Origin of the sequence: Nesterenkonia rhizosphaerae, assembly GCF_039544555.1 — a bacterium.
GTDB classification, from domain to species: Bacteria; Actinomycetota; Actinomycetes; order Actinomycetales; family Micrococcaceae; genus Nesterenkonia; species Nesterenkonia rhizosphaerae.
In genome coordinates, this window is the sequence record NZ_BAABLW010000007.1 from 345,774 (window position 1) to 366,996 (window position 21,223).

General features: G+C 63.7%; 23 protein-coding genes and 3 tRNA genes. 12 read left to right on the plus strand and 14 right to left on the minus strand.

Annotated features, from left to right (window positions below; genetic code table 11):
- Positions 1 to 25: 25 nt before the first annotated feature.
- Both ABEA23_RS07275 and ABEA23_RS07280 read right to left on the minus strand, forming a co-directional pair.
- Positions 26 to 2,107, minus strand: a complete 2,082-nt coding sequence (locus ABEA23_RS07275) for a C40 family peptidase (protein ID WP_345477402.1) — start codon at positions 2,105 to 2,107, stop codon at positions 26 to 28.
- Between the two features lie 380 nt (positions 2,108 to 2,487).
- Positions 2,488 to 2,853, minus strand: coding sequence for a metallopeptidase family protein (locus tag ABEA23_RS07280; RefSeq protein ID WP_345477403.1), 366 nt, complete (start codon positions 2,851 to 2,853; stop codon positions 2,488 to 2,490).
- A 103-nt stretch (positions 2,854 to 2,956) separates the two neighbouring features.
- On the opposite strand from ABEA23_RS07280, the gene ABEA23_RS07285 reads away from it, so the two are divergent.
- The 3 genes from ABEA23_RS07285 (at position 2,957) to ABEA23_RS07295 (ending at position 3,288) form a co-directional block, all read left to right on the plus strand.
- Positions 2,957 to 3,029: transfer RNA gene (locus tag ABEA23_RS07285), tRNA-Glu, on the plus strand.
- 90 nt (positions 3,030 to 3,119) lie between these two features.
- Positions 3,120 to 3,193 (plus strand) — tRNA-Asp (locus tag ABEA23_RS07290).
- Positions 3,194 to 3,215: 22 nt separating this feature from the next.
- Positions 3,216 to 3,288: transfer RNA gene (locus tag ABEA23_RS07295), tRNA-Phe, on the plus strand.
- A 729-nt stretch (positions 3,289 to 4,017) separates the two neighbouring features.
- Here the strand turns inward: ABEA23_RS07295 and ABEA23_RS07300 are convergent.
- Together ABEA23_RS07300 and nadE are read right to left on the minus strand one after the other, a co-directional pair.
- Entirely contained in the window at positions 4,018 to 4,821 is an 804-nt protein-coding gene (locus ABEA23_RS07300; protein WP_345477404.1) for an exodeoxyribonuclease III, read from the minus strand.
- Positions 4,822 to 4,883: 62 nt separating this feature from the next.
- On the minus strand, positions 4,884 to 5,708 hold the full coding sequence (gene nadE, locus ABEA23_RS07305) for an ammonia-dependent NAD(+) synthetase (RefSeq protein ID WP_345477405.1): 825 nt from the start codon (positions 5,706 to 5,708) through the stop codon (positions 4,884 to 4,886).
- A 95-nt stretch (positions 5,709 to 5,803) separates the two neighbouring features.
- Between nadE and pyrE the strand changes: the two genes are divergently transcribed.
- Genes pyrE through ABEA23_RS07320 form a run of 3 tightly spaced genes read left to right on the plus strand, consistent with a single transcriptional unit; the run spans position 5,804 to position 8,141 of the window.
- Positions 5,804 to 6,379, plus strand: coding sequence for an orotate phosphoribosyltransferase (gene pyrE, locus ABEA23_RS07310; protein WP_260072520.1), 576 nt, complete (start codon positions 5,804 to 5,806; stop codon positions 6,377 to 6,379).
- 17 nt (positions 6,380 to 6,396) lie between these two features.
- A complete protein-coding gene (locus ABEA23_RS07315) occupies positions 6,397 to 6,846 on the plus strand; it encodes an HXXEE domain-containing protein (RefSeq protein WP_345477406.1) in 450 nt (149 codons plus the stop codon).
- A 38-nt stretch (positions 6,847 to 6,884) separates the two neighbouring features.
- Positions 6,885 to 8,141, plus strand: coding sequence for an MFS transporter (locus tag ABEA23_RS07320; protein ID WP_345477407.1), 1,257 nt, complete (start codon positions 6,885 to 6,887; stop codon positions 8,139 to 8,141).
- A gap of 26 nt (positions 8,142 to 8,167) precedes the next feature.
- On the opposite strand, the gene ABEA23_RS07325 is transcribed toward ABEA23_RS07320, so the two are convergent.
- On the minus strand, positions 8,168 to 8,866 hold the full coding sequence (locus tag ABEA23_RS07325; protein ID WP_345477408.1) for a response regulator: 699 nt from the start codon (positions 8,864 to 8,866) through the stop codon (positions 8,168 to 8,170).
- Complete coding sequence (locus ABEA23_RS07330) at positions 8,859 to 10,064, minus strand: sensor histidine kinase (RefSeq protein ID WP_345477409.1); 1,206 nt, start codon at positions 10,062 to 10,064, stop codon at positions 8,859 to 8,861. Before ABEA23_RS07330 ends, ABEA23_RS07325 begins: the two co-directional genes overlap by 8 nt.
- A gap of 119 nt (positions 10,065 to 10,183) precedes the next feature.
- Here ABEA23_RS07330 and ABEA23_RS07335 point away from each other — a divergent pair, with 119 nt between their 5' ends.
- Genes ABEA23_RS07335 through ABEA23_RS07345 form a run of 3 tightly spaced genes read left to right on the plus strand, consistent with a single transcriptional unit; the run spans position 10,184 to position 12,076 of the window.
- Positions 10,184 to 11,056: a GAP family protein gene (locus ABEA23_RS07335; protein WP_345477410.1), complete on the plus strand. Its 873-nt coding sequence runs from the start codon at positions 10,184 to 10,186 to the stop codon at positions 11,054 to 11,056.
- A 47-nt stretch (positions 11,057 to 11,103) separates the two neighbouring features.
- Positions 11,104 to 11,385 carry an Lrp/AsnC family transcriptional regulator gene (locus ABEA23_RS07340; protein ID WP_044496121.1) on the plus strand — a complete coding sequence of 94 codons (282 nt, stop codon included), beginning with the start codon at positions 11,104 to 11,106 and terminating at the stop codon, positions 11,383 to 11,385.
- Entirely contained in the window at positions 11,378 to 12,076 is a 699-nt protein-coding gene (locus ABEA23_RS07345; protein ID WP_345477411.1) for a TrmH family RNA methyltransferase, read from the plus strand. Before ABEA23_RS07340 ends, ABEA23_RS07345 begins: the two co-directional genes overlap by 8 nt.
- A gap of 12 nt (positions 12,077 to 12,088) precedes the next feature.
- Here ABEA23_RS07345 and ABEA23_RS07350 read toward each other — a convergent pair whose 3' ends face one another.
- The 8 genes from ABEA23_RS07350 to idi all read right to left on the minus strand — a co-directional run bounded on the left by ABEA23_RS07350 (position 12,089) and on the right by idi (position 17,496).
- On the minus strand, positions 12,089 to 12,382 hold the full coding sequence (locus ABEA23_RS07350; protein WP_345477412.1) for an MGMT family protein: 294 nt from the start codon (positions 12,380 to 12,382) through the stop codon (positions 12,089 to 12,091).
- A gap of 101 nt (positions 12,383 to 12,483) precedes the next feature.
- Positions 12,484 to 12,930 (minus strand): pyrimidine dimer DNA glycosylase/endonuclease V, encoded by a 447-nt coding sequence (locus ABEA23_RS07355; protein ID WP_345477413.1) that lies wholly within the window; start codon positions 12,928 to 12,930, stop codon positions 12,484 to 12,486.
- Positions 12,931 to 12,940: 10 nt separating this feature from the next.
- Complete coding sequence (locus ABEA23_RS07360; protein ID WP_345477414.1) at positions 12,941 to 13,801, minus strand: prenyltransferase; 861 nt, start codon at positions 13,799 to 13,801, stop codon at positions 12,941 to 12,943.
- The gene (locus ABEA23_RS07365; protein WP_345477415.1) at positions 13,791 to 14,129 is read right to left on the minus strand and encodes a lycopene cyclase domain-containing protein; all 339 of its coding nucleotides are present in this window, start codon (positions 14,127 to 14,129) and stop codon (positions 13,791 to 13,793) included. Before ABEA23_RS07365 ends, ABEA23_RS07360 begins: the two co-directional genes overlap by 11 nt.
- Positions 14,126 to 14,464 (minus strand): lycopene cyclase domain-containing protein, encoded by a 339-nt coding sequence (locus ABEA23_RS07370; protein WP_267878928.1) that lies wholly within the window; start codon positions 14,462 to 14,464, stop codon positions 14,126 to 14,128. Before ABEA23_RS07370 ends, ABEA23_RS07365 begins: the two co-directional genes overlap by 4 nt.
- Positions 14,454 to 16,046 carry a phytoene desaturase family protein gene (crtI, locus tag ABEA23_RS07375; protein WP_345477416.1) on the minus strand — a complete coding sequence of 531 codons (1,593 nt, stop codon included), beginning with the start codon at positions 16,044 to 16,046 and terminating at the stop codon, positions 14,454 to 14,456. Before crtI ends, ABEA23_RS07370 begins: the two co-directional genes overlap by 11 nt.
- Complete coding sequence (locus ABEA23_RS07380) at positions 16,043 to 16,936, minus strand: phytoene/squalene synthase family protein (RefSeq protein ID WP_345477417.1); 894 nt, start codon at positions 16,934 to 16,936, stop codon at positions 16,043 to 16,045. The genes crtI and ABEA23_RS07380 overlap by 4 nt, the downstream gene beginning before the upstream one ends.
- 2 nt (positions 16,937 to 16,938) lie before the next feature.
- On the minus strand, positions 16,939 to 17,496 hold the full coding sequence (idi, locus tag ABEA23_RS07385; RefSeq protein WP_345478641.1) for an isopentenyl-diphosphate Delta-isomerase: 558 nt from the start codon (positions 17,494 to 17,496) through the stop codon (positions 16,939 to 16,941).
- 221 nt (positions 17,497 to 17,717) lie between these two features.
- Here idi and ABEA23_RS07390 point away from each other — a divergent pair, with 221 nt between their 5' ends.
- The 3 genes from ABEA23_RS07390 (at position 17,718) to ABEA23_RS07400 (ending at position 21,109) form a co-directional block, all read left to right on the plus strand.
- The gene (locus tag ABEA23_RS07390; protein ID WP_345477418.1) at positions 17,718 to 18,362 is read left to right on the plus strand and encodes a class I SAM-dependent methyltransferase; all 645 of its coding nucleotides are present in this window, start codon (positions 17,718 to 17,720) and stop codon (positions 18,360 to 18,362) included.
- 97 nt (positions 18,363 to 18,459) lie between these two features.
- The gene (gene putP / locus ABEA23_RS07395; protein WP_345477419.1) at positions 18,460 to 19,968 is read left to right on the plus strand and encodes a sodium/proline symporter PutP; all 1,509 of its coding nucleotides are present in this window, start codon (positions 18,460 to 18,462) and stop codon (positions 19,966 to 19,968) included.
- A 136-nt stretch (positions 19,969 to 20,104) separates the two neighbouring features.
- Complete coding sequence (locus ABEA23_RS07400; RefSeq protein WP_345477420.1) at positions 20,105 to 21,109, plus strand: universal stress protein; 1,005 nt, start codon at positions 20,105 to 20,107, stop codon at positions 21,107 to 21,109.
- The last annotated feature ends 114 nt before the right edge of the window (positions 21,110 to 21,223 follow it).

Consider the following 21,223-nt stretch of genomic DNA (forward strand, 5'->3'; position numbering starts at 1 on the left):
GTGGCCGTCTGTGTTGGACCTGGGTTTAGAAGACCCGGCGGACGGTGGCATTGGGGCTGCCGAAGATCGAGCGGACGCTGATCCCGCTGCTGGGGGAGCCGGCGTCGACGATCCGTCCATTGCCCAGGTAGATCGCCACATGGTAGTCACCCCAGAAGATCAGGTCACCTGGCTGCTTCTGGCTGTATGGAACGGCCCGGCCGGCATTGATCTGCCCATAGGTGGTGCGTGGCAGGTTGATACCTGCAGTGGCGAAGGCCGCCTGCACAAAGCTGGAGCAGTCCCAGCCGTCAGGCCCATTACCGCCCAGCTGGTAGTAGGTCCCGGAGCGGCCGGCAACGTTCATCGCCCAGTTGATGGCCATCTGCGCAGAACCGGTATTACCGGCTGGCACTGCAGCAGGTGCCTGAGACTGAGTGGCTGTCGGGGCCGGAGCTTGAGTCCGGGTGGGTGCCGGTGCCGCCGGGGCCTGCGACTGGGTGCGAGTCGGTGCCGGAGCTGGCTGATGCTGCTGCTCCAGGTAGTTCACATGCCAGGTCAGCTTCTGCAGGGAGGCAGTCCCGTCACCGTTACGCAGCGCCGGGTTGTTCAGAACCGCACGGTAGTAGTCCTGGGCGCCGCCGCTGAAGCCGGGCTCCAGTTCAGCGCCCTTGCGCAGCAGATCCTTCAGCGAGCTTGACAGAGCATCGTAGCCCGGGATCGACGGTGTGGGCGCCGGTGCCTGAGTCCGGGTGGGGCTCGGCGTCGGTGTTGCCGTGCGGGTAGGTGTTGGAGTTGCCGAGGCCGAAGGCGAAGGTGCTGCAGTCGCCGATGGGCTCGGTGTCGGCGTGGCCGAAGGGGTAGGGGTCGCCGAAGGGGCAGGGGTGGACTCGGCTTCCAGGTACCGCACATGGGCACTGACGGCATCCCAGTCTGCTCCACCGCCAGAGGTGGTCAGCGCTGAGTTGGTCAGCACTAGTGCGTAATAGTCCCGGGCGCCGCCGCTGAAGCCGGACTCCAGCTCCGCTCCCTTGGACAGCAACTGCTGCCGCTCGCTGCTCAGCGAATCGAAGCTGGCAACGGTTGCGGAGGGAGTGGGTGTGGGGGTAGGCGTAGCACTGGGGGTGGGGGTCGCTGAAGGCGTAGGTTCAGCTGAGGCAGTGGGCTCCGGTGCCTCCGGCTCCTCGGACGGTGCGGCTTCCCCTTCCGCACCCTCCGAGGAGCTTTCGGCAGTCTCGGGTTCTGCCTCGGCCGGGGACTGCTCAGCGTCCTCCTCGGCCACAGCAGCCTGCTCGGCTTCGGCGCGCAGCTGCTGGACTCGGTAGACCAGCTGCTGGTAGTCGACGTCGCCGTCTTCAGTGAAGTAAGCGCTGGAACCGCTTCGAGCCTCGCCCAGCATCATCTCGAAGAACTCCTGGAGGCTTCCGTCAAAGCCTTCGAGTTCCTTCAAGGCAGCAAGCTGCTCGTAGATGTTCTGGCCGAGCTCTTCAACGTTCTCGATGGTCTGGTCGGTGCTCTGCTCTACGGAGGCTACGGCCTGCTGCGCAGATTCGGCCTCGCGCTGGGCCTGTGCGGCGAGCTCTTCTGCTTCGCGCTCAGCCTGCTCGGCAGCAACAGCGTCCTGCTCAGCCTGCTCCTGCAGCTGCTGATCAGTGGCGTCCTCGGCCAGCACATCACCGTCGGAGAGCAGTACATCGGCAGCCGAGGTGTCCTGCTGCTGATAGTCCTCCGAAGCTGCGGCAGCCTGGATGCTGCGGGCTTCCTCGGCGGCAGCAGCAGCTTCCTCGGCCTCCTGTAAGCGGGCAACCGCCTGCGCCTGCTGGCGCTGAAGGTCGGCTTCGAGCTCATTGGCCCGCTGGCTGGCCTGGTCAATGCGGCCTGCGATGTCAACGATCATCTGCTCGCGGGCCTGCTGGGACTCCTTGGCCGCGGAGATCTCCTGCGCGGAAGGAGTCTCGGGCAGCTCAGTGATCACAACAGAGTCGGAGAGGTTCTGGTCAGTGTCGCGGTGCTCTACGGCTTCGGTGGCGCGATCAGCGACCAGGTCGGGCAGAGTGGTCCCGACAAGCGCTGTAGTCACGACGGCGGCCGTAATGGCCGCCACCGCGAGATTGCGGCGGTATTTCACGGTAGTTCCTCACTTTTCCTCACTGGTGCGGCACTGCGAGGAACTCCTCATCGGCACTAAGGAGCTCCTGGGTTCACCCGGTCAGCGGACGATCTGGGCGGGCCATAAGCGATGGGAAGCCTGGCCTGCGCAAATCGACGAAGATGTGAAACGCTGATCCGAGTGATCCTTCGCGGTGCTACGTGGCTCACGATAATTGCGAAAAGGTCACGCTGGCAATAGGCCGTGTCGTTTCTGTGATGAACCTGTGAGGCGAAAAACCGCGAGTTTCCGGGCATCCAGGGTTACAAAATGGTATAGCGGAACCTTCAAGCTACTTGAAGGTTGAGGTTCCGTGACTTCCTTCTGGGGCTGTGCTAATGACGCCTCATAGTTGCGAGTCAGCCCCAGCCGAGACGGTGAAGCGTGGCATCGTCGATGCCGAAGAAGTGCGCTACTTCGTGGACCACGGTAATGGCGATCTGGTCGATGACCTCTTCGCGAGTCGCGCAGATCTCTAGGATTGCGTCCTTATATAGAGTGATGCGATCCGGCATGGCCCAGGGTTCACCGCCGCGTTCGGTCAGCGGGATGCCCTCGTAAAGGCCAAGCAGCGTGGTCTCGGGGTCTTCCCAGGCCTGGGGCTGGTAATGATCCTCCACGAAGACGGCCACATTTTCGATCCTGGCGGCTAGACGAGGTGGAATGAGTTCAAGGGCAACGGCCGCGGCGGCGTCGAACTCCTCATCGCTCATCATGTAGGCCATGGGGACAAATACTACGGGCGAACCTCTCGATTTGCCGCGACAGCGTCTCTGGCCCTAAACTCTTACAGGTTCCCCTCGGAGCAGCGATGTTCCAAGGGTTCGGGCCCCCATCGTCTAGCGGCCTAGGACACCGCCCTTTCACGGCGGCGGCACGGGTTCGAATCCCGTTGGGGGTACTTGGTCAGATTGGCAGGAGCTGATTGGACCAAGGGGAAGAAAGTCTGATAGAGTTTCTCCTCGTGCTGATGAGGCACAAAGCCAAATAAGGCCCTGTAGCGCAGTTGGTTAGCGCGCCGCCCTGTCACGGCGGAGGTCGCGGGTTCAAGTCCCGTCAGGGTCGCAAGACGCCGGTTTTTAGTCCAGGCTCTGTAGCTCAGTTGGTAGAGCGTTCGACTGAAAATCGAAAGGTCACCGGATCGACGCCGGTCGGAGCCACGAAACCGGTGTCAGAACGAAAGCCCCCGAAGAAATTCGGGGGTTTTCGTGTTTCTGGAGTGTTGTGTATCTTGCGGCTTTGAAAGTCGATGCCCTCGATCAGGTCCTATGTGTCATCGCCAGTGACCATGTCTCTCAGTGCTCAGTGGGTCGGCCCACCGAACGTGCTCGCCGCTTGGCTAGCTGTGCTGAGATAGGAGCGCGGAGCAGCCTAGTCCACAGGGATCGAGAAGTTGGGCTTCCCTCGGCGCTGCCGCAGTCCCGCTCTGCGAGATCCAGGCAGTCCTCGATGAGTGCGTTGTGCAGGGGCCGGTAGAAAAGTGGCCATGTGAATCGTGCAGTTCCGTGAGTAGACATCAGAATCTCGTGCCGAAGCAGGGTCGTGTCTGCTTCATGTGGGATTGCGGTGAAGCTATGCCGTCCGTTGAAGCCTTCCGGACGCGTGAATTCGAATTCTATGTAGCGTCCTGGAACGTACTCGGATACGAAGTAGCGAACGGGCCCGTGTCCTCCTGCTACGCCCACGCCGAGGGGTCCGTTGAGGCGCATAGCCGGCCACTTGTCGCGTGGCCAGAGTCGGTCATCGGTGCTCGCAAGCGAATCGATGAGCAGCCCCACCTCACGCACGGGCGCAACTATCTCGCGCTCGTGCAGGTTACGGATCATGCTCCAACAGTACAGGTGTGCTATGGCCCGGAACGGTACTGCCGGAACGGTTCTGTCGGAACGTCAGGAAAGGTCGACGATGACCGGGGCGTGGTCAGAGGCTCCCTTGCCCTTGCGCTCTTCGCGGTCGATGAAGGCGTGTTCCACCCGCTCGGCCAGCTTCGGAGAAGCCAGCACAAAATCAATGCGCATGCCCTCTTTCTTCGGAAAACGAAGCTGCGTGTAGTCCCAGTAGGTGTAGACACCGGGCCCTGGGGCGTGCGGGCGCACCACATCTGCGTAGCCGGCGTCGAGGAACTCCTGGAAAGCTGCTCGCTCAGGCTCGGTCACGTGGGTCATCTGATGGCGCTCGAAGAAGTCGATGTCCCAGACATCATCATCCTTCGGGGCGATGTTCCAGTCCCCGGTCAAAGCGATCTGCGCCTGCGGATTCTCCTGCAGCCAGGCTGAAGCGTGCTCGCGCAGCTGACGCAGCCACGCGAGCTTATAGACCATGTGCTCATCCTCGCGGGTACGGCCGTTAGGCACGTAGAGGCTCCAGATGCGGACCCCGTCACAGGTGGCACCAATAGCGCGTGCTTCCTGGACCGGGTTCTTGCCGCCCTTGCCGAAGGGAGGCTGGTTGGGGAATGTGCGTTCCACATCCTTCATCCCAACCCGGGAGGCAATCGCCACTCCATTCCACTGGTTGAAGCCGAAGTGGGCGACGTCGTATCCGTTGTTCTCGAAAACCTCCCAGGGGAAGTTCTCATCCTTGCATTTGGTCTCCTGAATGGTCAGGACATCAATGTCCTGGCGCTCCAGAAACTCCTCCACCCGGTCGGCCCGGGCCCGCATTGAATTCACATTCCAGGTCGCGATTCTCACGCCGACCACCGTATCAGCGTGAGCACCTTGAAGGGGTCGGTAGCCCGCTTAAGATGCACCGCTCAGGAACGCCACCACTGATCAGCGATACTCACCGGGACCGTGCGCTTGTGGCGAGTGGCCAAGTATCGCTTCTCCAGCTTCTCTGCCTCAGCCTCAGGAATCTCGCGGCCCTCGAGGTAATCATCGATGTGATCGTAGGTGATGCCCAGCTCAGTCTCATCCAGCTGACCTGGGGTCTCATCCAGAAGATCCGCGGTGGGAGCCTTCATCCAAAGCCGCTCATCAGCTCCCAGATGCTTCAGCAGAACGCGGACCTGCCGCTTATTGAGCGTGAACAGCGGCAGAACATCAGCGCCACCGTCGCCGTACTTGGTGAAGAAGCCCGTAGTGGACTCCGCGGCATGGTCGGTGCCCACCACCAGGGCCTGCTGTTCGCCGGCCACAGCGTACTGGGCGATCATCCGCAGGCGCGCCTTCACATTGCCGCGGTGGTAATCCAGCAGATTGCGGCCGAAACTCTCGTTGAATGCCACATCCACACCCGTGACAGCCTTCTCGATATTAAAGGTGTGGGTCTGATCAGGGGCGATGAACTCGACGGCGCGCTTGGCGTCATCCTCATCATGCTGGATCCCGTGGGGAAGCCGCATGGCGTGGAATGTCGCGTCCAGACCTTCGGCGCGCAGCTGTTCCACCGCCAGCTGGCACAACTTACCCGCCAAAGAAGAATCCACACCCCCGGAGATGCCCAGGACCAATCCCTTGGCCCCGGTGGCCTTGAGGTAATCAGCGAGGAAGTCCACGCGACGTGTGACCTCCTGCTCCGGATCGATCTCAGGCTTGACGCCCATCTCTTCGACAATGGCTTTCTGGAGTTCACGCATGAACCAGAGTCTAGTCAGCGCAGTGTTTCCGAAAGGTGAAAGTTCCCTGGACCTCGGCTGGAGGGCACGCGATTGGCTCTAGGATGGTGCCCATGATGACTGCCTCCGCCACAGACCCATCCGTTGACCGCAGCCGGCTCCAGGAGCTCATCGACCAGCTTGCGGTGGTCCGCGGCCGCGTGACTCTCTCCAGCGGCAAGGAGGCTGATTACTACATTGATCTGCGCCGTATCACGCTCCACCATGAGGCCGCCCCGCTGGTAGGTCGGGTCATGCTGCAGATGCTCGACGACGCCGAGCTGGACTTCGTCTCAGCCGGTGGGCTGACCATGGGTGCAGACCCGGTGGGCACGGCTCTGCTGCATGCTGCTGCCCAGCAGGGACGCAGCATTGATTCCTTTGTGGTCCGTAAGGCTGCCAAGACCTACGGCATGGGCCGTCAGGTGGAGGGTCCCAGTGTGGAAGGCCGCAAAGTGGTGATTCTGGAGGACACCTCAACCACCGGAGGGTCAGCACTGACCGCAGTGGAGGCTGTCCGCGCCGCCGGAGGGGACATTCAGGCGGTGGCCGTGATCGTGGACCGAGACACCGGTGCCCGTGAACGCATTGAGCAGGAAGCAGGGGTTCCGTACCTCTACGCCTACTCCAAGTCAGACCTGGGTCTGGACTGACGGACTGAGGCTTGACCATGAGGCTGCAGGCGCGGGAGCTGCTCTGGTTGGCGCTGCTTGCCACAGTGCTGGTGCACAACACTGAGGAGCTGATCGGTGACCTGCCGGGCTGGAATCAGCAGCATCAGCTGATCCCCGGGCCGCTGCTCAATGATCCAGCTCTTTTTGGCGCCGCCGTCGTGGCGCTCAGCGTTCTCGGCGTTCTCGTCACCTGGATAGCAGTGCGTCAGCGCCCGGAGTGGAGCACCCCGGCGCTAGCTACTGTGGCAGTGGTGATGCTGCTCAATGCGCTGAGCCATCTGGCCTTCAGCATGGTCAGCGCCAGCTATACGCCCGGGATGCTCACCGCCGCGGCCCTGGTGCTGCCGGTGTCGGTGCTGACTGTGGGCTGGCTGTACCGCGGCAGGAGTCGGGGTCGGCACAGCGCTGGCAGCCCGCAGGGAAATACGGCGCCTTCTCCGTGTTAAGAGACCGCTCCGGTGCGAAGGATCAGTAGGCTGTCTGGGTGAACGATGAACGCCCGGCGCCACTGACGGCCCTACCGATGGTGCTCACCGGGCTGTGCATCACCCAGATTCTTGCCTGGGGCATTCTCTACTACGCCTTTCCGGTGCTTTCGGCACCGATATCCACTGATACCGGATGGAGCCCGACCTCCGTCACAGTGGCCTATTCGGCGGGGCTTGTGGTGTCGGCGCTGCTAGGAATCCCACTGGGGAAAGTGCTGGACTACCGCGGTCCGCGCCTGGTGATGACTGCAGGCTCAGTGCTGGGGGTGATCGCACTGCTGCTGATCGCCTGGGCGCCGACCTTCTGGCTTTTCCTCTGCGGCTGGCTGCTGGCCGGTGTATCCATGGCGGGGACGCTGTATCCGCCAGCCTTCGCCGCGGTGACCCGGTGGTACGGCCACCGGAGGGTTTTCGCACTCACCGTCATCACCCTCATCGGAGGGCTGGCCTCCACAGTTTTTGCCCCGCTGACCGATGCCCTGGCCTCCGCGCTGAGCTGGCGGGAGGTCTACACGGTGCTGGCTGTGGTGATCGGTGTGCTGGCGATCCCCATCCACGCGGTGGTGCTGCGCCGGCCCTGGCCCAGCAATGACTATGAGACTCCGCTTCCGGCTGATGGGGACGACGTCGCGGGCCTGGCTGATGGGGGCGTCGTCGTCGATTCTGAGCGTGAGTACGCCCGAGGCGTGATGCGCACCCCCGCATATCTGCTGATGACCGTAGGACTGACGCTGGGTGGACTGGCGATGTTCGCGGCAATGATCAATCTGGTGCCGATGCTCATTGACCGCGGGGTGTCTCCGACGCTGGCCGCCTGGGTCCTGGGGCTCGGGGGACTGGGGCAGGTCGTGGGCAGGCTCTTCTACTGGGCGATGGAACGCGGGATGAGCGTGCGGTCCCGGACCCTGTGGATCTACCTGCTGGTGGCGGTGAGCACTGCGGCGCTAGCGCTGAACTGGACCAATGCGGTGTGGCTCATCGCGATTTCCATGGTCGCCGGTGTGGCGCGCGGAATCTCCACGCTGCTGAAGGCCACCGCGGTGACTGACCGGTGGGGCCCACGGGCCTATGGGCGACTATCGGGGGTCTTCAATGCCCCGGTGATGCTGGCCATTGCCGTGGCACCGGCGGTGGGTGCGGCTCTGGCGGAGCTGATGGGCAGCTATGAGGCGATGTACCTGCTGCTGGCCGGAGTCGCTGTGCTGGCGGTAGCGGCACTGGCCTTCAGCGTCCCGAAGCTTGAACGCGCCTAATCAACCGAGCTGCTAGACCAGCAGGGCTACGCCAGACCGGCTTCCCGTGCGAGGATCGCCGCCTGCATCCGCGAGGTCAGGTGCTGCTTAGCCAGAATGCTGGAGACGTGTGTCTTCACCGTCGCCATGCTGACATGCAACTCGGCGGCGATCTGCGCATTCGTCAGTCCGCGGCCCAGGGTGGCTAGGACATCCAGTTCCCGGGGTGTGAGGTATGGGGAGAGCTTCCTGGGCGCAGCGTCCTCCGAGGATGTCGGTGCCGCAGTGTTCGACGGCGATGCGCCGTCTGCTTCCGGTGCGGCGGCGAATTCGCGCAGCAGCTTCCTGGTCACTTCAGGTGCCACCACCCCGTCGCCGGCAGCCACCCTGCGGATCGCATCGATCAGCTGCGCCGGTTCAGCGGACTTCAGCAGGAACCCGGAGGCGCCGGCACGCAGCGCGCCGAAGACCACCTCGTCCAAGTCGAAGGTGGTGAGCATAAGGACTTCTGCCTGCTGTTCGCGGGTGATCTGTCGGGTCGCTTCGATTCCATCCATCCCGGGCATCCGGGCGTCCATCAGCACCACATCAGGGCACAGCCTGCGGGTCTGCTGCACCGCTGTGGCGCCATCGGCAGCCTCACCGACCACCTCCACTCCCTCTGCAGTCTCCAGCAGCAGGCGCAGACCGGCCCTCACACTGGGGTGGTCATCGGCGATCAGCACCGTGACGGGTCGCTCATTCATCATTCTGCTCCTTCAGCGGCAACTCTGCGCGCAGCAGCCATGTTTTCTCATCACCCCGGCTGGGACCGGCGCGCAGGGTGCCTCCCAGCATCTCTGCCCGTTCCCGCATGGCGGTCAGTCCGGTCCCGGAACCGACGGCGACGACGTCGCCCTCCTCCTGCCGAAGTCCCGAGCTCACCTGAAGCAGCAGTCGACGTCGGCGGGTCCGCACGCCTATGCTCGCGCTGCCGTCGCCGTGCTTCAGCGCGTTGGTGAGTGCTTCCTGCAGGATGCGCAGCAGCACATGCCGCACCGCCGGTGACAGGCCATCCGGAGGCTGTCCATCTATGGCGACCTGCAGTCCGTGCTGGCGGGCTCGGGCTATCACTTGATCCCAGGTGGCGGCCTCCAGCGCGGTACCCGAGGCCGGATCAACGGTCTCACCGCGGAGCAGCTGCACCATTTCGCGCAGCTGCTCCAGGGCCTCGACGCTGGTGATGCGAATGGTGCGCAGCGCCTCCCGGTCCCTGGCAGACTCGGCCGGGGCATTGAGTACGGCACCGGAACTCAGAGCAATTGCTGAGACCTGTGAGGAGACCACATCATGGAGTTCCCGTGCCATGCTTCGACGTTCCTCCTCCACCGCTTCGTGGCGTTTGCGAGCCTGGGCGCGCAGCACGTTCGCGTGACGCTCGGCCTCCAGCTGACCCCGGGCATCTGCCTCCTGCCACAGCGGATAACCGCGCCGCACCTCCCAAGACCACCACAGCGGCATCAGCAGCACGGCCATACCGCCCAGTGACAGGCTCACTGCCGCGCGCCACTCTACACCGGCGAGGAAGCTGCCTGCCCCAATACCGATGGTGATGAGTCCCAGCACGCCGCCGGTGATGCTCACAGCCCGCCGGCCGCCCCGAATTCCCAGACTGTAAACCAGATCCGAGAGGCACAGCAGGATACCCACATTGACGCCGATGCTCAGATCCACGAGGACGATGAGACCGCCGAGCAGCAGGGCCAGGACTGGGCGTCGGATGCGCAGCAGCAGCGCTGCTGCCATCAGGATCAACGGGATCACATGCCACCACAGCTGAGGCTCCACACCGAGGGCTGCCCACCAGGGAAATTCAGCCACACCAGCCCATCCCACGAGGAGCACCAATGCGGCCACGCTCAATGTCAGCGCTGACTGCAGGTGGGCTCGCAGTGCTGGTCTCATGCTGGTATTTGACCATAGGGCCACTTGTGTCCACCTCATCCAGAGGAATGAGGGGGTGGCTGCGAGTTTTCGATCCTTTGGCCGAGGCGCCGACGGGCACCCAACATCATGCTGGGCCTATGACTGCTGATGTACTGATGCTCTCCCCCGGGGTTGTGCCTGGGCTGATTCATGAGGCGGTGCCCTCTGTGTGGGGGACTACAGGCCTGTCCCAGATCACTGATGAGCTCATTCCTGAGGGGGTCAGCCCGCTGTGGGCGCTTCTGGGAGCCCTGACTGTCCTGGCGCTGCTGGACTCCACCAGCTTCGGTACCCTGCTGATCCCGGTATGGCTGCTGATGGCTCCCGGACGGCTCCGGGCGGGGCGGGTGCTGGTATATCTGGGCGTCGTCGCAGGGGCATATGCGCTGATCGGTCTGGTTCTGCTCACCAGCCTGCTGCTGGTGGGGGACCAACTGCTGGAAGGCCTCAGCATGGCACAGCAGACCCCGGTGTTTCTCTGGGCGCAGGCGGGGTTGGCGGCTCTGCTGATCCTGTATAGCTTTCGCCTGGACCCCATGACCAAAGAGGGCAAGGAGAAGAAACGACGCCGGGAGGAGGCCCGCGGCAGCGCCGGGCGCGTCCAACAGTTCCGCGAGCGTGCCGTGGGCGAGGGGTCGCGAGGAGGAACCCTGGCGCTGCTGGGATTGGGACTGGCGGCAGTGGGATTGGAGATTGCTACCCTGCTGCCCTACCTGGCCGGTATCGGACTGGTGGCCGCAGAGGATCCGGGACCGGCGCCCGCAGCCGGGCTCATTCTCTATTACTGTGCGGTGATGATCACCCCCGCGCTGGTGCTGCTGACCGGCCGGGTGCTGGCCGGGCGTCTGCTGCAGGGGCCGCTGCAGAAGCTGGAGCAGTTCCTGAGTCGGCACGCCAGCGGAACGGTGGCCCTCATCCTCTTCCTGGTGGGTCTCTTCCTGGGCCTCAACGCACTAGAGGGTCTGAGCTAAGTGCCATTGCTGGGGTACGGCGTAGGCGCCGGTGGCATAATGACGCCATGGCCACAGTCTTCGTCCTGATCAAAACAGACCCGCACGGAATCCCCGAGGCAGCCCAAGAAATCGCCAATATCCCTGAGGTCGAGGCTGTCTACTCAGTCACCGGCAAATGGGATCTGGTGGCCATGGTCAAAGCAGCTGACTTCGAGGATTTGGCTGACCTGATCCCGGGCAAGATCGCCAAAGTCGCCACCATCCACGACACCGAGACGATGGCGGCCTTCCGCACCTACTCCAGTGTTGACCTGGAAGCCGGATTCTCCCTCGGCCTCGATGACTGACCCTGCCGACCGCAGCGCGTCGGCTGACCACACTGCGCCTGCTGACCACACTGCGCCTGCTGACCACACTGGGGTGAACGAGCAGCGCGAAGTCGGCGTCGGCCCCTGGGAGGGCCCCTGGCCGGAGGGAGATCACTGGGACCCGGAGCTGCTGCGTGAAGGCGACCGCCGCAATGTAGTGGATGAATACCGGTACTGGCGGCACGAGGCGATTGTTGCCCACCTTGATGCTAAACGGCATGAATTCCACGTGGCCATCGAGAACTGGCAGCACGACTTCAATATCGGAACTGTGGTGCGCAACGCCAACGCGTTCCTGGCCAAAGAAGTGCACATCATCGGCAAGAAGCGCTGGAACCGTCGGGGAGCCATGGTCACCGACCGCTACCAGCATGTGCGGCATCACGGGTCAGTGCAGGAGTTCGTCGCCTGGGCCGACGACGCCGGGGTGCCGATCCTGGGTGTGGACCTCTTCCCGGACTCAGTGCCGATCGAGACCTATGACCTGCCGCGCCGCTGCGTGCTGGTTTTCGGCCAGGAAGGACCGGGGCTCAGCGAGGAGGTGCGGCAGGCAGCCGTGGACACCCTCTCCATTGCACAGTTCGGTTCCACCCGGTCGATCAACGCGGGCGTGGCCGCAGGTATTGCCATGCACGCCTGGATTCGCCAGCATGCCACCATCGCGCACTGAGCCTGCGGCGAACTATTGCGGGTCCTGCCAGCGGTAGCGCGCCAGGCTGATGCGGACGCCGTCGGCCAGTACTCCTTCAGCCCTCAGCCGTTCCAGCTGCTCGGTGCGCAGATGGGGTGCGGGGATGCCGGTGGCGGGAACTATCCGGTGCCAGGGCAGGTCATGGCCGTCCTCTTTCAGTACTCGCCCCACCAGTCGGGGCGTAGACAGCCCCGCCAGGGCGGCGATATCACCATAGGTGGCGACCCATCCGGCAGGTACTGAGGCCACCAGGTCGCGAACCCGCTCGTGGGCCATCTCGTCCATCTCGGGCCTTCCTCCTCTGCCGAATCACTCCAGACCAGCCGATACAGGAGCTCGAGGTCCATTATTGCTGCCCCGGTACATTAGCCGCCGGCGCTGGCTGCCTATGGGCGTTCCCAGTCGGCCACCGGCCCTGGAACCACTCGGAAGAGGGGATGCACAGGCACTGGATCCGGCACCGGGCCAGTGCGGTGCCGCTCAGGGCTGCGCAGAGCGAGCTTGCTTTGGAGATGCTCCCACTCGAACTGAAGCTGGCCGGTGGTGACGGTCAGTGCTCGGTTCCCGGCGGTGCCTGTGGTGGTGTCCTGCACGGAGATCCTGGAGGCATCAAAACGGTATCCCCGCACCACAGCCTCCTCATACAGCCCATGGAGATAGTCCGCGACGGCGCCCGCCGGGTCCGCGGACTCCCTGAACCGCTGCAGCTGCGGGTGCCGGGTGTAACCACGGGTGCGGCCCTTGAGCACTGCTTGGGCGAGCAGCGCTTCACGCCAACCGGCCACCAATCCCTGCCGGTCCAGCAGCGAAGGGTGCAAGGACCACAGTCTCATCTGCCAGGCCTCATCCGATGACTCCGATGCCCCAGATCAGCAGCATGGTCAGTGCTGCGCCGGCGGCATAGTTCAGCCACAGGAAGTGCCGCCAGCCGCCGTGGGCGCGGCCGGATGCGGCGTCGTCGAGATCTTGATACGGGGCAGCTGCCGCAAGATAGGGCAGCGCCAGCAAGCCCGCCAGGGCCCAGGGCCAGCCGGTGCCGAGCATCATCAGACCTGAAGCCGACCACAGCGCCAGAGTCAGCCGTACTGTGGCGCGAGCTCCCAGCGCGGTGGCCACAGAGCTGATAGCCGCTTCCCGGTCCGGGATGATGTCCTGTACCGCCCCAAAAGCATGGCTGGCCATGCCCCAGAGCAGGAACGCGGCCAGAGCGCAGACCACGGTGGCGCTTAAAGGTGTACCGACTAAGGCCAGCGCATACGCTGCCGGGGTGACAAAGTGCAGGCTCGAGGTCAGCGAGTCCAGCACCGGGACCTCTTTGAAGCGCAGCGGAGGCGCAGAGTAGGCCACCAGCGCGAAGATGCTCACGGCCAGCACTGCTAAGGACAACCCGGTACCCTGCATAGCCAGAAAAACTATGAAGGGCAGGCAGATCAGCGCCGAGAGCATGAGCATGGGCGTATGCAGCCTCGGGGCCAGCAACGCCCCTTCGGCGCCTCCCTTGCGCGGATTCGCGACATCGGAGGCATAGTCGAAAACATCGTTGATCCCGTAGAGCGCCAGGTTGTATGGAACCAGGAAGAACAGCGTGCCCACAATGAGGACGACGTCGATGGTGCCGCCACCCAGCAGATACGCGGCGGCAAAGGGATAAGCCGTGTTGATCCAGCTCAGCGGCCGGGATGAGCGGAGCAGCTCAGTGATCATCCTGCCTCCTTCCTCCACCGACTCGGGACAAGAGTATCCACAGGGCTGGCAGCAGGATGATCGCCGCCAGTGGATAGCTGAAGTCCTCCAGCGGCGCCAGACCCAATCGAATGCCGGAGATCTGCTCCTGGGCATAGCTGAACAGACCAACCGCAATCATCAGATTGTCGAAGATCGCCGTCAGGATCAGCAGCAGCACCCCCGCGGCTGTCAGCGCCAGCCAGCTGAAGGGGGCGGGCCTGCCGGAACGATGCAGCAGCACCGCCGCACACAGCGCGACGACCACGGCGGCACCGAGGAACACGGCGGAGAGAACAAGGTATGTCATCGCTGCTGCCTGCTTTCCAGAAGCCGCTGGGCTCCCAACACCAACACCATGGTCAGGTGGCACAGGAACAGCAGGAAGAACAGCTCCTCAAGAGGCAACTCGGGCCCGAGCATGATGCCGGTCATATAGGGGCCGGGCCCATGCAGGAAAATGCCCAGCGCAATTCCTGCCACATCCCACAGCAGGAAGAACGCGGTCCCTAGGGCCAGCACCAGCAGGGCCCGTAGTGGTTGCCGGAACAGGAAGAGTCGGTACCGCCAGTCCAGCAGCAGCATGCACCCACTGGATCCCAGAAGCGCAGCCAAGTAGAAGAAGTCCGTCAGCTCAGCGGGCAATGGGGGCCTCCAGCGGGCCGGCAGTGGAGTCCGAGCGCAGCGACTTCAGCACCAGCTCGGCGCTGATCAGGCACATAGGCACCCCGATTCCCGGCATCGTGGTGGCACCAGCGTAGAACAGCCCGGCCAGCTTCGATGAGCTGATCGGTCCACGCATAAACGCGCTTTGGCGCAGAGTATGCGCCGGCCCCAGGGCGCCCCCTTTGAATGCCCCGAAGTCCTGCGCAAAATCTGCAGGGCCGATGCTGCGCCGCACGGTGACCCGCTGAGCCAGATCCGGTATCCCCGCCCACTGGGAAATCTGCTCGATGGCCTCATCAAGCACCAGCTCCACACCGGGGTCTCCATTGCCCTCAGTTCCCCCATGGCCAAGGGCAGGGTCAGCTCGCACCGGTATGAGGACAAAGAGGTTCTCGCTGCCTTCCGGGGCCACCGCGTCAGTGGCGCTGGGGCGGCAGACATACACTGAGCGCGGCGCCCCGCCGTCGGGCCGTTTGCCGCTGATCTCATCAAATCCACGCTGCCAGTCCCGGGTGAACAGCAGCGAATGGTGAGCCAACTGCGGAAGCTCACCGGAGACCCCCAGCAGCCCCAGCACCGCACTGGGGCCAGGGTCCCGGCGACCCCAGAGGCGAGGTTTCAGGCTGCGGTGATCCGGGGCGAGTAACTGGGTCTCTGTGGTGTGCATATCTGCGGTGGAGACCACCACAGATGCCTGGAGGAATTGGCGCTGACCGTGCTCGTCAGTGAAATGCACCCCGGTGGCCCGGCCACGTGCGCCGGTGATGTGCCGGGCCCGGCAGTTGGTGCGGATCTCCACGCCTTCGCGCAGCGCAATGCGCTCCACGGCATTGACCACGGCGCTGAAGCCGCCTTTGGGATACAGCACGCCCTGGTTGATATCCAAGTGGCTCATCAGGTGATACAAGCTCGGCGCATCACGGGGAGAAGTGCCGAGGAAAACCGCTGGATAGCCCAGAATCTGCTGGAGCCTTTCATCGGACGTATGGCGGGCGATGAAGCGGTCCAACGGCTCGCCGAGCAAACGCAGCAGCTTGGGGAGCCGGGTCAGCAACTCCGGCTCGAGGAACGATCGCGTGGAGGAATACGTGGAATACAGCAGCTTCTGCACGGCCAGCTGATACGTCTCCTCCGCGGAGGACAGGTACTTCTCAAGTCCATGCGGGTCACCGCTGAGGGCAGTGAGAGCAGCGGCGGCACCCGTGGCGGGCAGCTCGAAGGGCTCGGCGGCTTCCTCGAAGAACACCCGGTAGGCCGGGTCCAGGCGGACCAGGTCCAGCTGTTCTGCGGTGCTGGTGCCACATAGCGCGAAGAAATGGTCAAAGACCTCAGGCATCAGAAACCAGGATGGGCCAGTTTCGAAGCGGAAACCGTCCTGCTTCCACTCACCGGCCCGTCCGCCGAGACTGGGTTGGGCCTCCAGCAGCGTGACCCGATGTCCCTCACGCGCCAGCAGCGCGGCAGTCGCCAGGCCCGCGAAACCGCCGCCGATGACGACGGCGTCCTGTGCGCTGCGTCCTCCCGACCTGACCGGACCGCGCCTGACCAGACCGCGCCTCACCGCGCAGCTCCAGACCGCACAGTCAGCACCGTGCTGGCAAGCAGCCGAATCTTGACCCAGGAGGGAACCGAGACTCGCTGTTCCAGCAGCTGTCGAGCCGGGGTGCGACGCAGCCGGTCATTGAGCTCGCTGAATAGCGCGGCAGCCAGCGCGGTAGGCCGTCGGGCAGGAAACGGCAGCTGCGGGATCACCTTCCACGCCGCATGCAGGTCTGCATCAATATCAGCCACGATCTCGGTTTTGCGCTGCTCACTGAGCTCACCGCGAGAAGCTCCTGGGAAATAGCATCGGCCGAGGTGCTCGGCATCCTCAGCAATATCGCGCAGAAAATTGATCTTCTGGAAGGCTGCCCCCAGCCGACGTGCTCCGTTCTCCAGCTCGGCGAGATCCTCCTCCGCTGTGTGCTGCTCCTGGAGGAACACGCGCAGGCACATCAGCCCCACTGCTTCGGCCGAGCCGTGGACGTAGCTGCGATACTGCTCTTCACTCAGCGAGGTCACCGGATCTAGGTCCCGGCGCATTGAGGTGAAGAACGCGGTGATCAACGGAATCTCTATGCCGGTGCGACGAGCCGTGGTGGCGAAAGCGTGAACAATCAGATTCGCGCTGAACCCGCTGCCCAGTGCGGTCAGGGTTTCCTGCTCCAATGCGTCGAGCACGCCGCGCCTGGAGCCCGGGCCCAGCCCCGCTTCTTCGGCGGTGCCGTCCACGATCTCATCGGCCACGCGAACCAAGGCGTACACACTGCGGATATCGGCGCGCTGCTGTCCCGGCAGCAGTCGCGTAGCCAGCTGAAAAGACGTGGAGTACTCCCTGATCACCCGTGAGGCGGCTTCGGCAGCTGCGCGGGAGTAGAGGTCAAGATCCGAGGAAGGCTGCGGCGGGTGCATCGTCAACCTGCTGTGCTGTCTTCAGCTGTAGGTGCCTGATAGAGCTTCATCAGCTGCGCCTGCTCCACCAGCCAAGGCGAGAATGCCCACGGGGTCTGCCGCAGTGCTCCACCGACCTCATCAGGGCTGCTCCATTGAAGTTCGGCCACTTCGGCTGGATTCGGGCTCGGGGTGCCATCCGCCTGGGCGATGAATACCGGGCAGATCTCGTTCTCCACGATGCCGGAGGCGTCTGTGGCCCGATAACGGAAATCTGGCAGCTGGACTTGGATGTCTTGAAGTCTCAGCCCCAGTTCAGTATGCGCATGCCGACGTATTGCGGCTTCCATCGATTCCCCGGGCTGGGGGTGACCGCAGAAGGAATTGGTCCAGACTCCGGGCCAGGTGCGCTTCTGCAGTGAGCGTCTGGTGACCAGAACCTGTCCGGAGGAATCTAAGACATGGCACGAGAATGCCAGGTGTAGCGGAGTCCGGTCAGTGTGCACGTCCTTCTTCTGGGCTGTGCCCTGTGGTTGGCCGTCCTCTGTGAGAAGAACCACCTGCAGCGCCGACTCGACCATCACTACCCCCGTTTAGCTCAATTTTCTGATTATTAGGCAATCGAACCATCTGCGGCATTGTCTTGTCGAGCCCCGCAGTTACTAGGGCAAAGTATTTCTGACAGCCTCACGCGAGCTGGACGCAAGCTGTGACTCTGCTGACCGCAAGCCGGGAGCATCGGGTTCTTGCGCGTTTGGCAAGACCTCAGCTCACACCGATGGAGAGCGGCGATGATCCTTCTATGAACCACAGTTTTGATCACCAGTACTGGCGAGAGCACTGGGCAACCGGGCACTCTGGACCAGTCATGTCCGACGCGCCACCGCACCCCTATATGGCCCGCGAGCTGGCAGAACTCCCTGTCGGAAGTGCCCTCGATGTCGGTTGTGGTGCCGGTGCCGAAGCGCTGTGGCTGGCTGCCGGGGGCTGGCATGTGACCGCGGTCGATATTTCCTCTGCAGCACTCGATCACGTGAGAAACCGGGCACAGCGGACCGGGCTGCAGGCCCGGCTGGACTGGAAGCAGCAGGATGTCACCCGCTGGCAGCCTGCCCGCAGTTTCGACCTGGTGATGACCAACTACGCCCATGCCACTATTCCGCAGCTGGACCTCTACCAGCGCATCGCCCAATGGGTCCGTCCCGGCGGGACTCTGCTGGTGGTGGGGCACGCTGAACAGGGGTCGCATGAACACCATCACGGGCACGACGACGCCGGGCATCCCCCGGCAAAGGCCAGCGTGACCGCCCAAGACATCACTGCCCGCATCCCCGGCTGGGACGTGATCACCGCAGACTGCGTCAGCCGAACGGTCAGTATGCAGGACGGTAAGCAGGTGAGCCTCCGCGACGTCGTCGTCCGCGCCGTGCGGCCCAGCAGCAGCTGAGCGAAACTCCTCCCGTGCGGCAAGGACACTGAGCTGATAAGTGACTACAGTGTGGTGGTCACCACTGAAGTTGCTCCAGGCCACGAAGGGATTCACCGTGTCCGACCAGACCTACCTCATCATTGCGCTGCTGCTGTACTTCGCAGTGATGATCGCGATCGGCACGTTCGCCTATCGCCGCACCACCGACCACGAGGGGTACATGCTCGCCGGCCGTCAGCTGCCCTCCTGGGCTGCGGCGCTCAGTGCAGGAGCCTCGGATATGTCCGGCTGGCTGATGATGGGCTTACCTGGTGCGATTTACCTGGCCGGTCTCATTGAGGCCTGGATCGCCATTGGCCTGACTATCGGCGCATATCTGAACTGGCGCTGGGTAGCTCCGCGACTGCGCTCCTATACGGAAGTCGCGAACAACTCGATTACCATTCCCAGCTTCTTCGAGAACCGGCTCCATGACGGGACCAGGCTGCTGCGGGTGGCCTCCGGCATCATCGTGCTGGTCTTCTTCACCTTCTACGTCTCCTCAATGATGGTGGCCGGTGGGGAGTTCTTCCGGCTGGCCTTCAACACCCCGTACCTGACCGGGATGCTGATTGTCGCCGGGGTGACTCTGCTCTATACGCTGATCGGTGGATTCCTGGGGGCCTCACTCACTGATGTGGTGCAGGGAACCATGATGCTGCTTGCCCTGCTGATTGTCCCGGTGATCGCGCTGTTCTCCCTGGGCGGCGTCGGTGAAGCCTTCACGCTCATCCGTGAGGTGGACCCGGCACGGCTCTCCTTATTGGGGGGAGAGGCGATGAGCGCCGCCACGGCGATCGGACTGGTCTCTGCGCTGGCCTGGGGGCTGGGCTATTTCGGTCAGCCGCACGTGATCGTGCGCTTTATGGCGTTGCGCAACCCTGCTGCGGCGACGACCGCACGGCGGATCGGGATCGGTTGGATGGCGCTCTCGCTGCTCGGCGCTGCGGGATGCGGTTTGATCGGCATTGCTTACTTCAACGGCACCGAGCATGAGCTGGGCAACCCTGAACATGTGGTGTTGGCGCTCTCCCAGATCCTGTTGCACCCGCTGGTCGTGGGGCTGGTATTTGCCGCCGTCCTGGCCTCCATTATGAGTACCGTCTCCAGCCAGCTCATCGTCAGCTCCTCGGCCTTTGTGGAGGACCTGTACCAAGTCTTCGGCCGGGCTACTTCGCAGAAGACTCTGCTGCTGATGGGGCGAGGATGTGTGCTGGCAGTGGCAGTGGTGGCGACGTTGCTGGCGCTGAACCCCGGTGGCACCATTCTGGAGCTGGTGGCCTTCGCCTGGGCCGGATTCGGTGCCTCCTTCGGCCCAGCCATTCTGCTCTCGCTCTTCTGGCGCCGGCTCAGCAGCTGGGGTGCGCTCTCCGGCATGGTCGCCGGTGCGGTGACGGTGTTCCTGTGGTCCTCCTACGGCCCGGAGATCTTCGGGGCCACTCTGTACGAGATCATCCCTGGCTTCGCCGTCAACGTGCTGGTGGCGGTGGTGGTCAGCCGGTTGACCTACCGTGAGAACGCTGAGATCGAGCGTGAATTCCAGCTGGCAGCAGAGACCGCGCGGCGCAAAAAGGCTGCTGCCTAGACTTCTTCCAGTGGTCAAGACTTCTTCTACACGGTGTAGAACGTGGGAGTAGAATGACACCTGACGGCAACGGTTCTCTATCACGGGGGTCGCCGTCGTCGTCGGTCGCTTCGCAGACCCCTGGGTAAGGGCAGTCATGGAACACGGCGTTCAGCACACCGGCAGCATTCCCTTCGAAGCCCGCAGCAGAGACCTCGGGGTCCTCATCGGCTTCGACGGCTCCGAGCACTCAGTGCTCGCTCTCCACTACGCAGCTCGCGCTGCCCGCCGACGCGGGACGCGGCTGACAGTGGTCACCGCCTTCACCATCGGCGCCATGGCTCATGCCCGGCTGGTCGGGGTCCCGGAGTTCTCGGAGGAGAAGCTCAAGCAGGAGGTGGCCGAGAGCGTGCTGGAAGAAGCCCGTGGATACCTCAAGGACTATCCTGGCGAGGTCTCCTACCGCTCAGCCGAAGGTGATGCCGCAGGCGTATTGGTGGAACTCTCCGGCTCCGCCCAGTTAGCAGTGGTCGGTGCCCGGGGCCGCGGAGGGTTCCTCGGGCGGGTGCTGGGCTCAGTGGCCACGGCTCTGCCCTCTCACGCGAAGTGCCCCACAGTGATCGTCCCGCGCGGATACCGTTTGGAGAACGACGACGCCGCGGACCCTTTCGCTCCCTTAGAGTCCAGCAAGCCGGTGCTGGTCGGCGTGGAAGGCTCGGCCTATAGCCGGGTGGCCGCCCTCCAAGCTGCTGATGTTGCCGCAGCACGTTCGGTATCTCTGCACATGGTGATGGCGCTGCCCCCGGTGGAGGGTGCGCTGGTCTGGTATCCAGAGCTGGCGCCCACTGATGCGGTGTATACCCAGCGTCGCCAGCGCGAGCTGGAGAATGCCCTTGAAGCAGAAGCCACCTGGCTCCGGGGCCATGTCCCGGACCTGGACATCATCACCAGCGTGGAGATCGGGGACCCGGTCACCGTGCTGACCAGGGCATCAACATCGGCGCAGCTGACAGTGGTGGGAACGCACGGCCGACGCAGCGTCGGAACTCTGCTGATGGGATCAGTGTCCCGCGGTGTGCTGCTCAGCGCCAAGGGGCCGGTGATGGTAGTGCCCCGGCTGAAGGAGGAGCGTCTTGCCGATCAACCGCATTTCACCAGTTGAACATCATGGTCCTAGGCCGTAGTCACTTCAGACCTGCTGGTTCTCGTGCTCCATGGCGCCCACGGATAGGATGGGGCCAGAACCGCATCAACGAGGCTGCACCTACCGACGTGG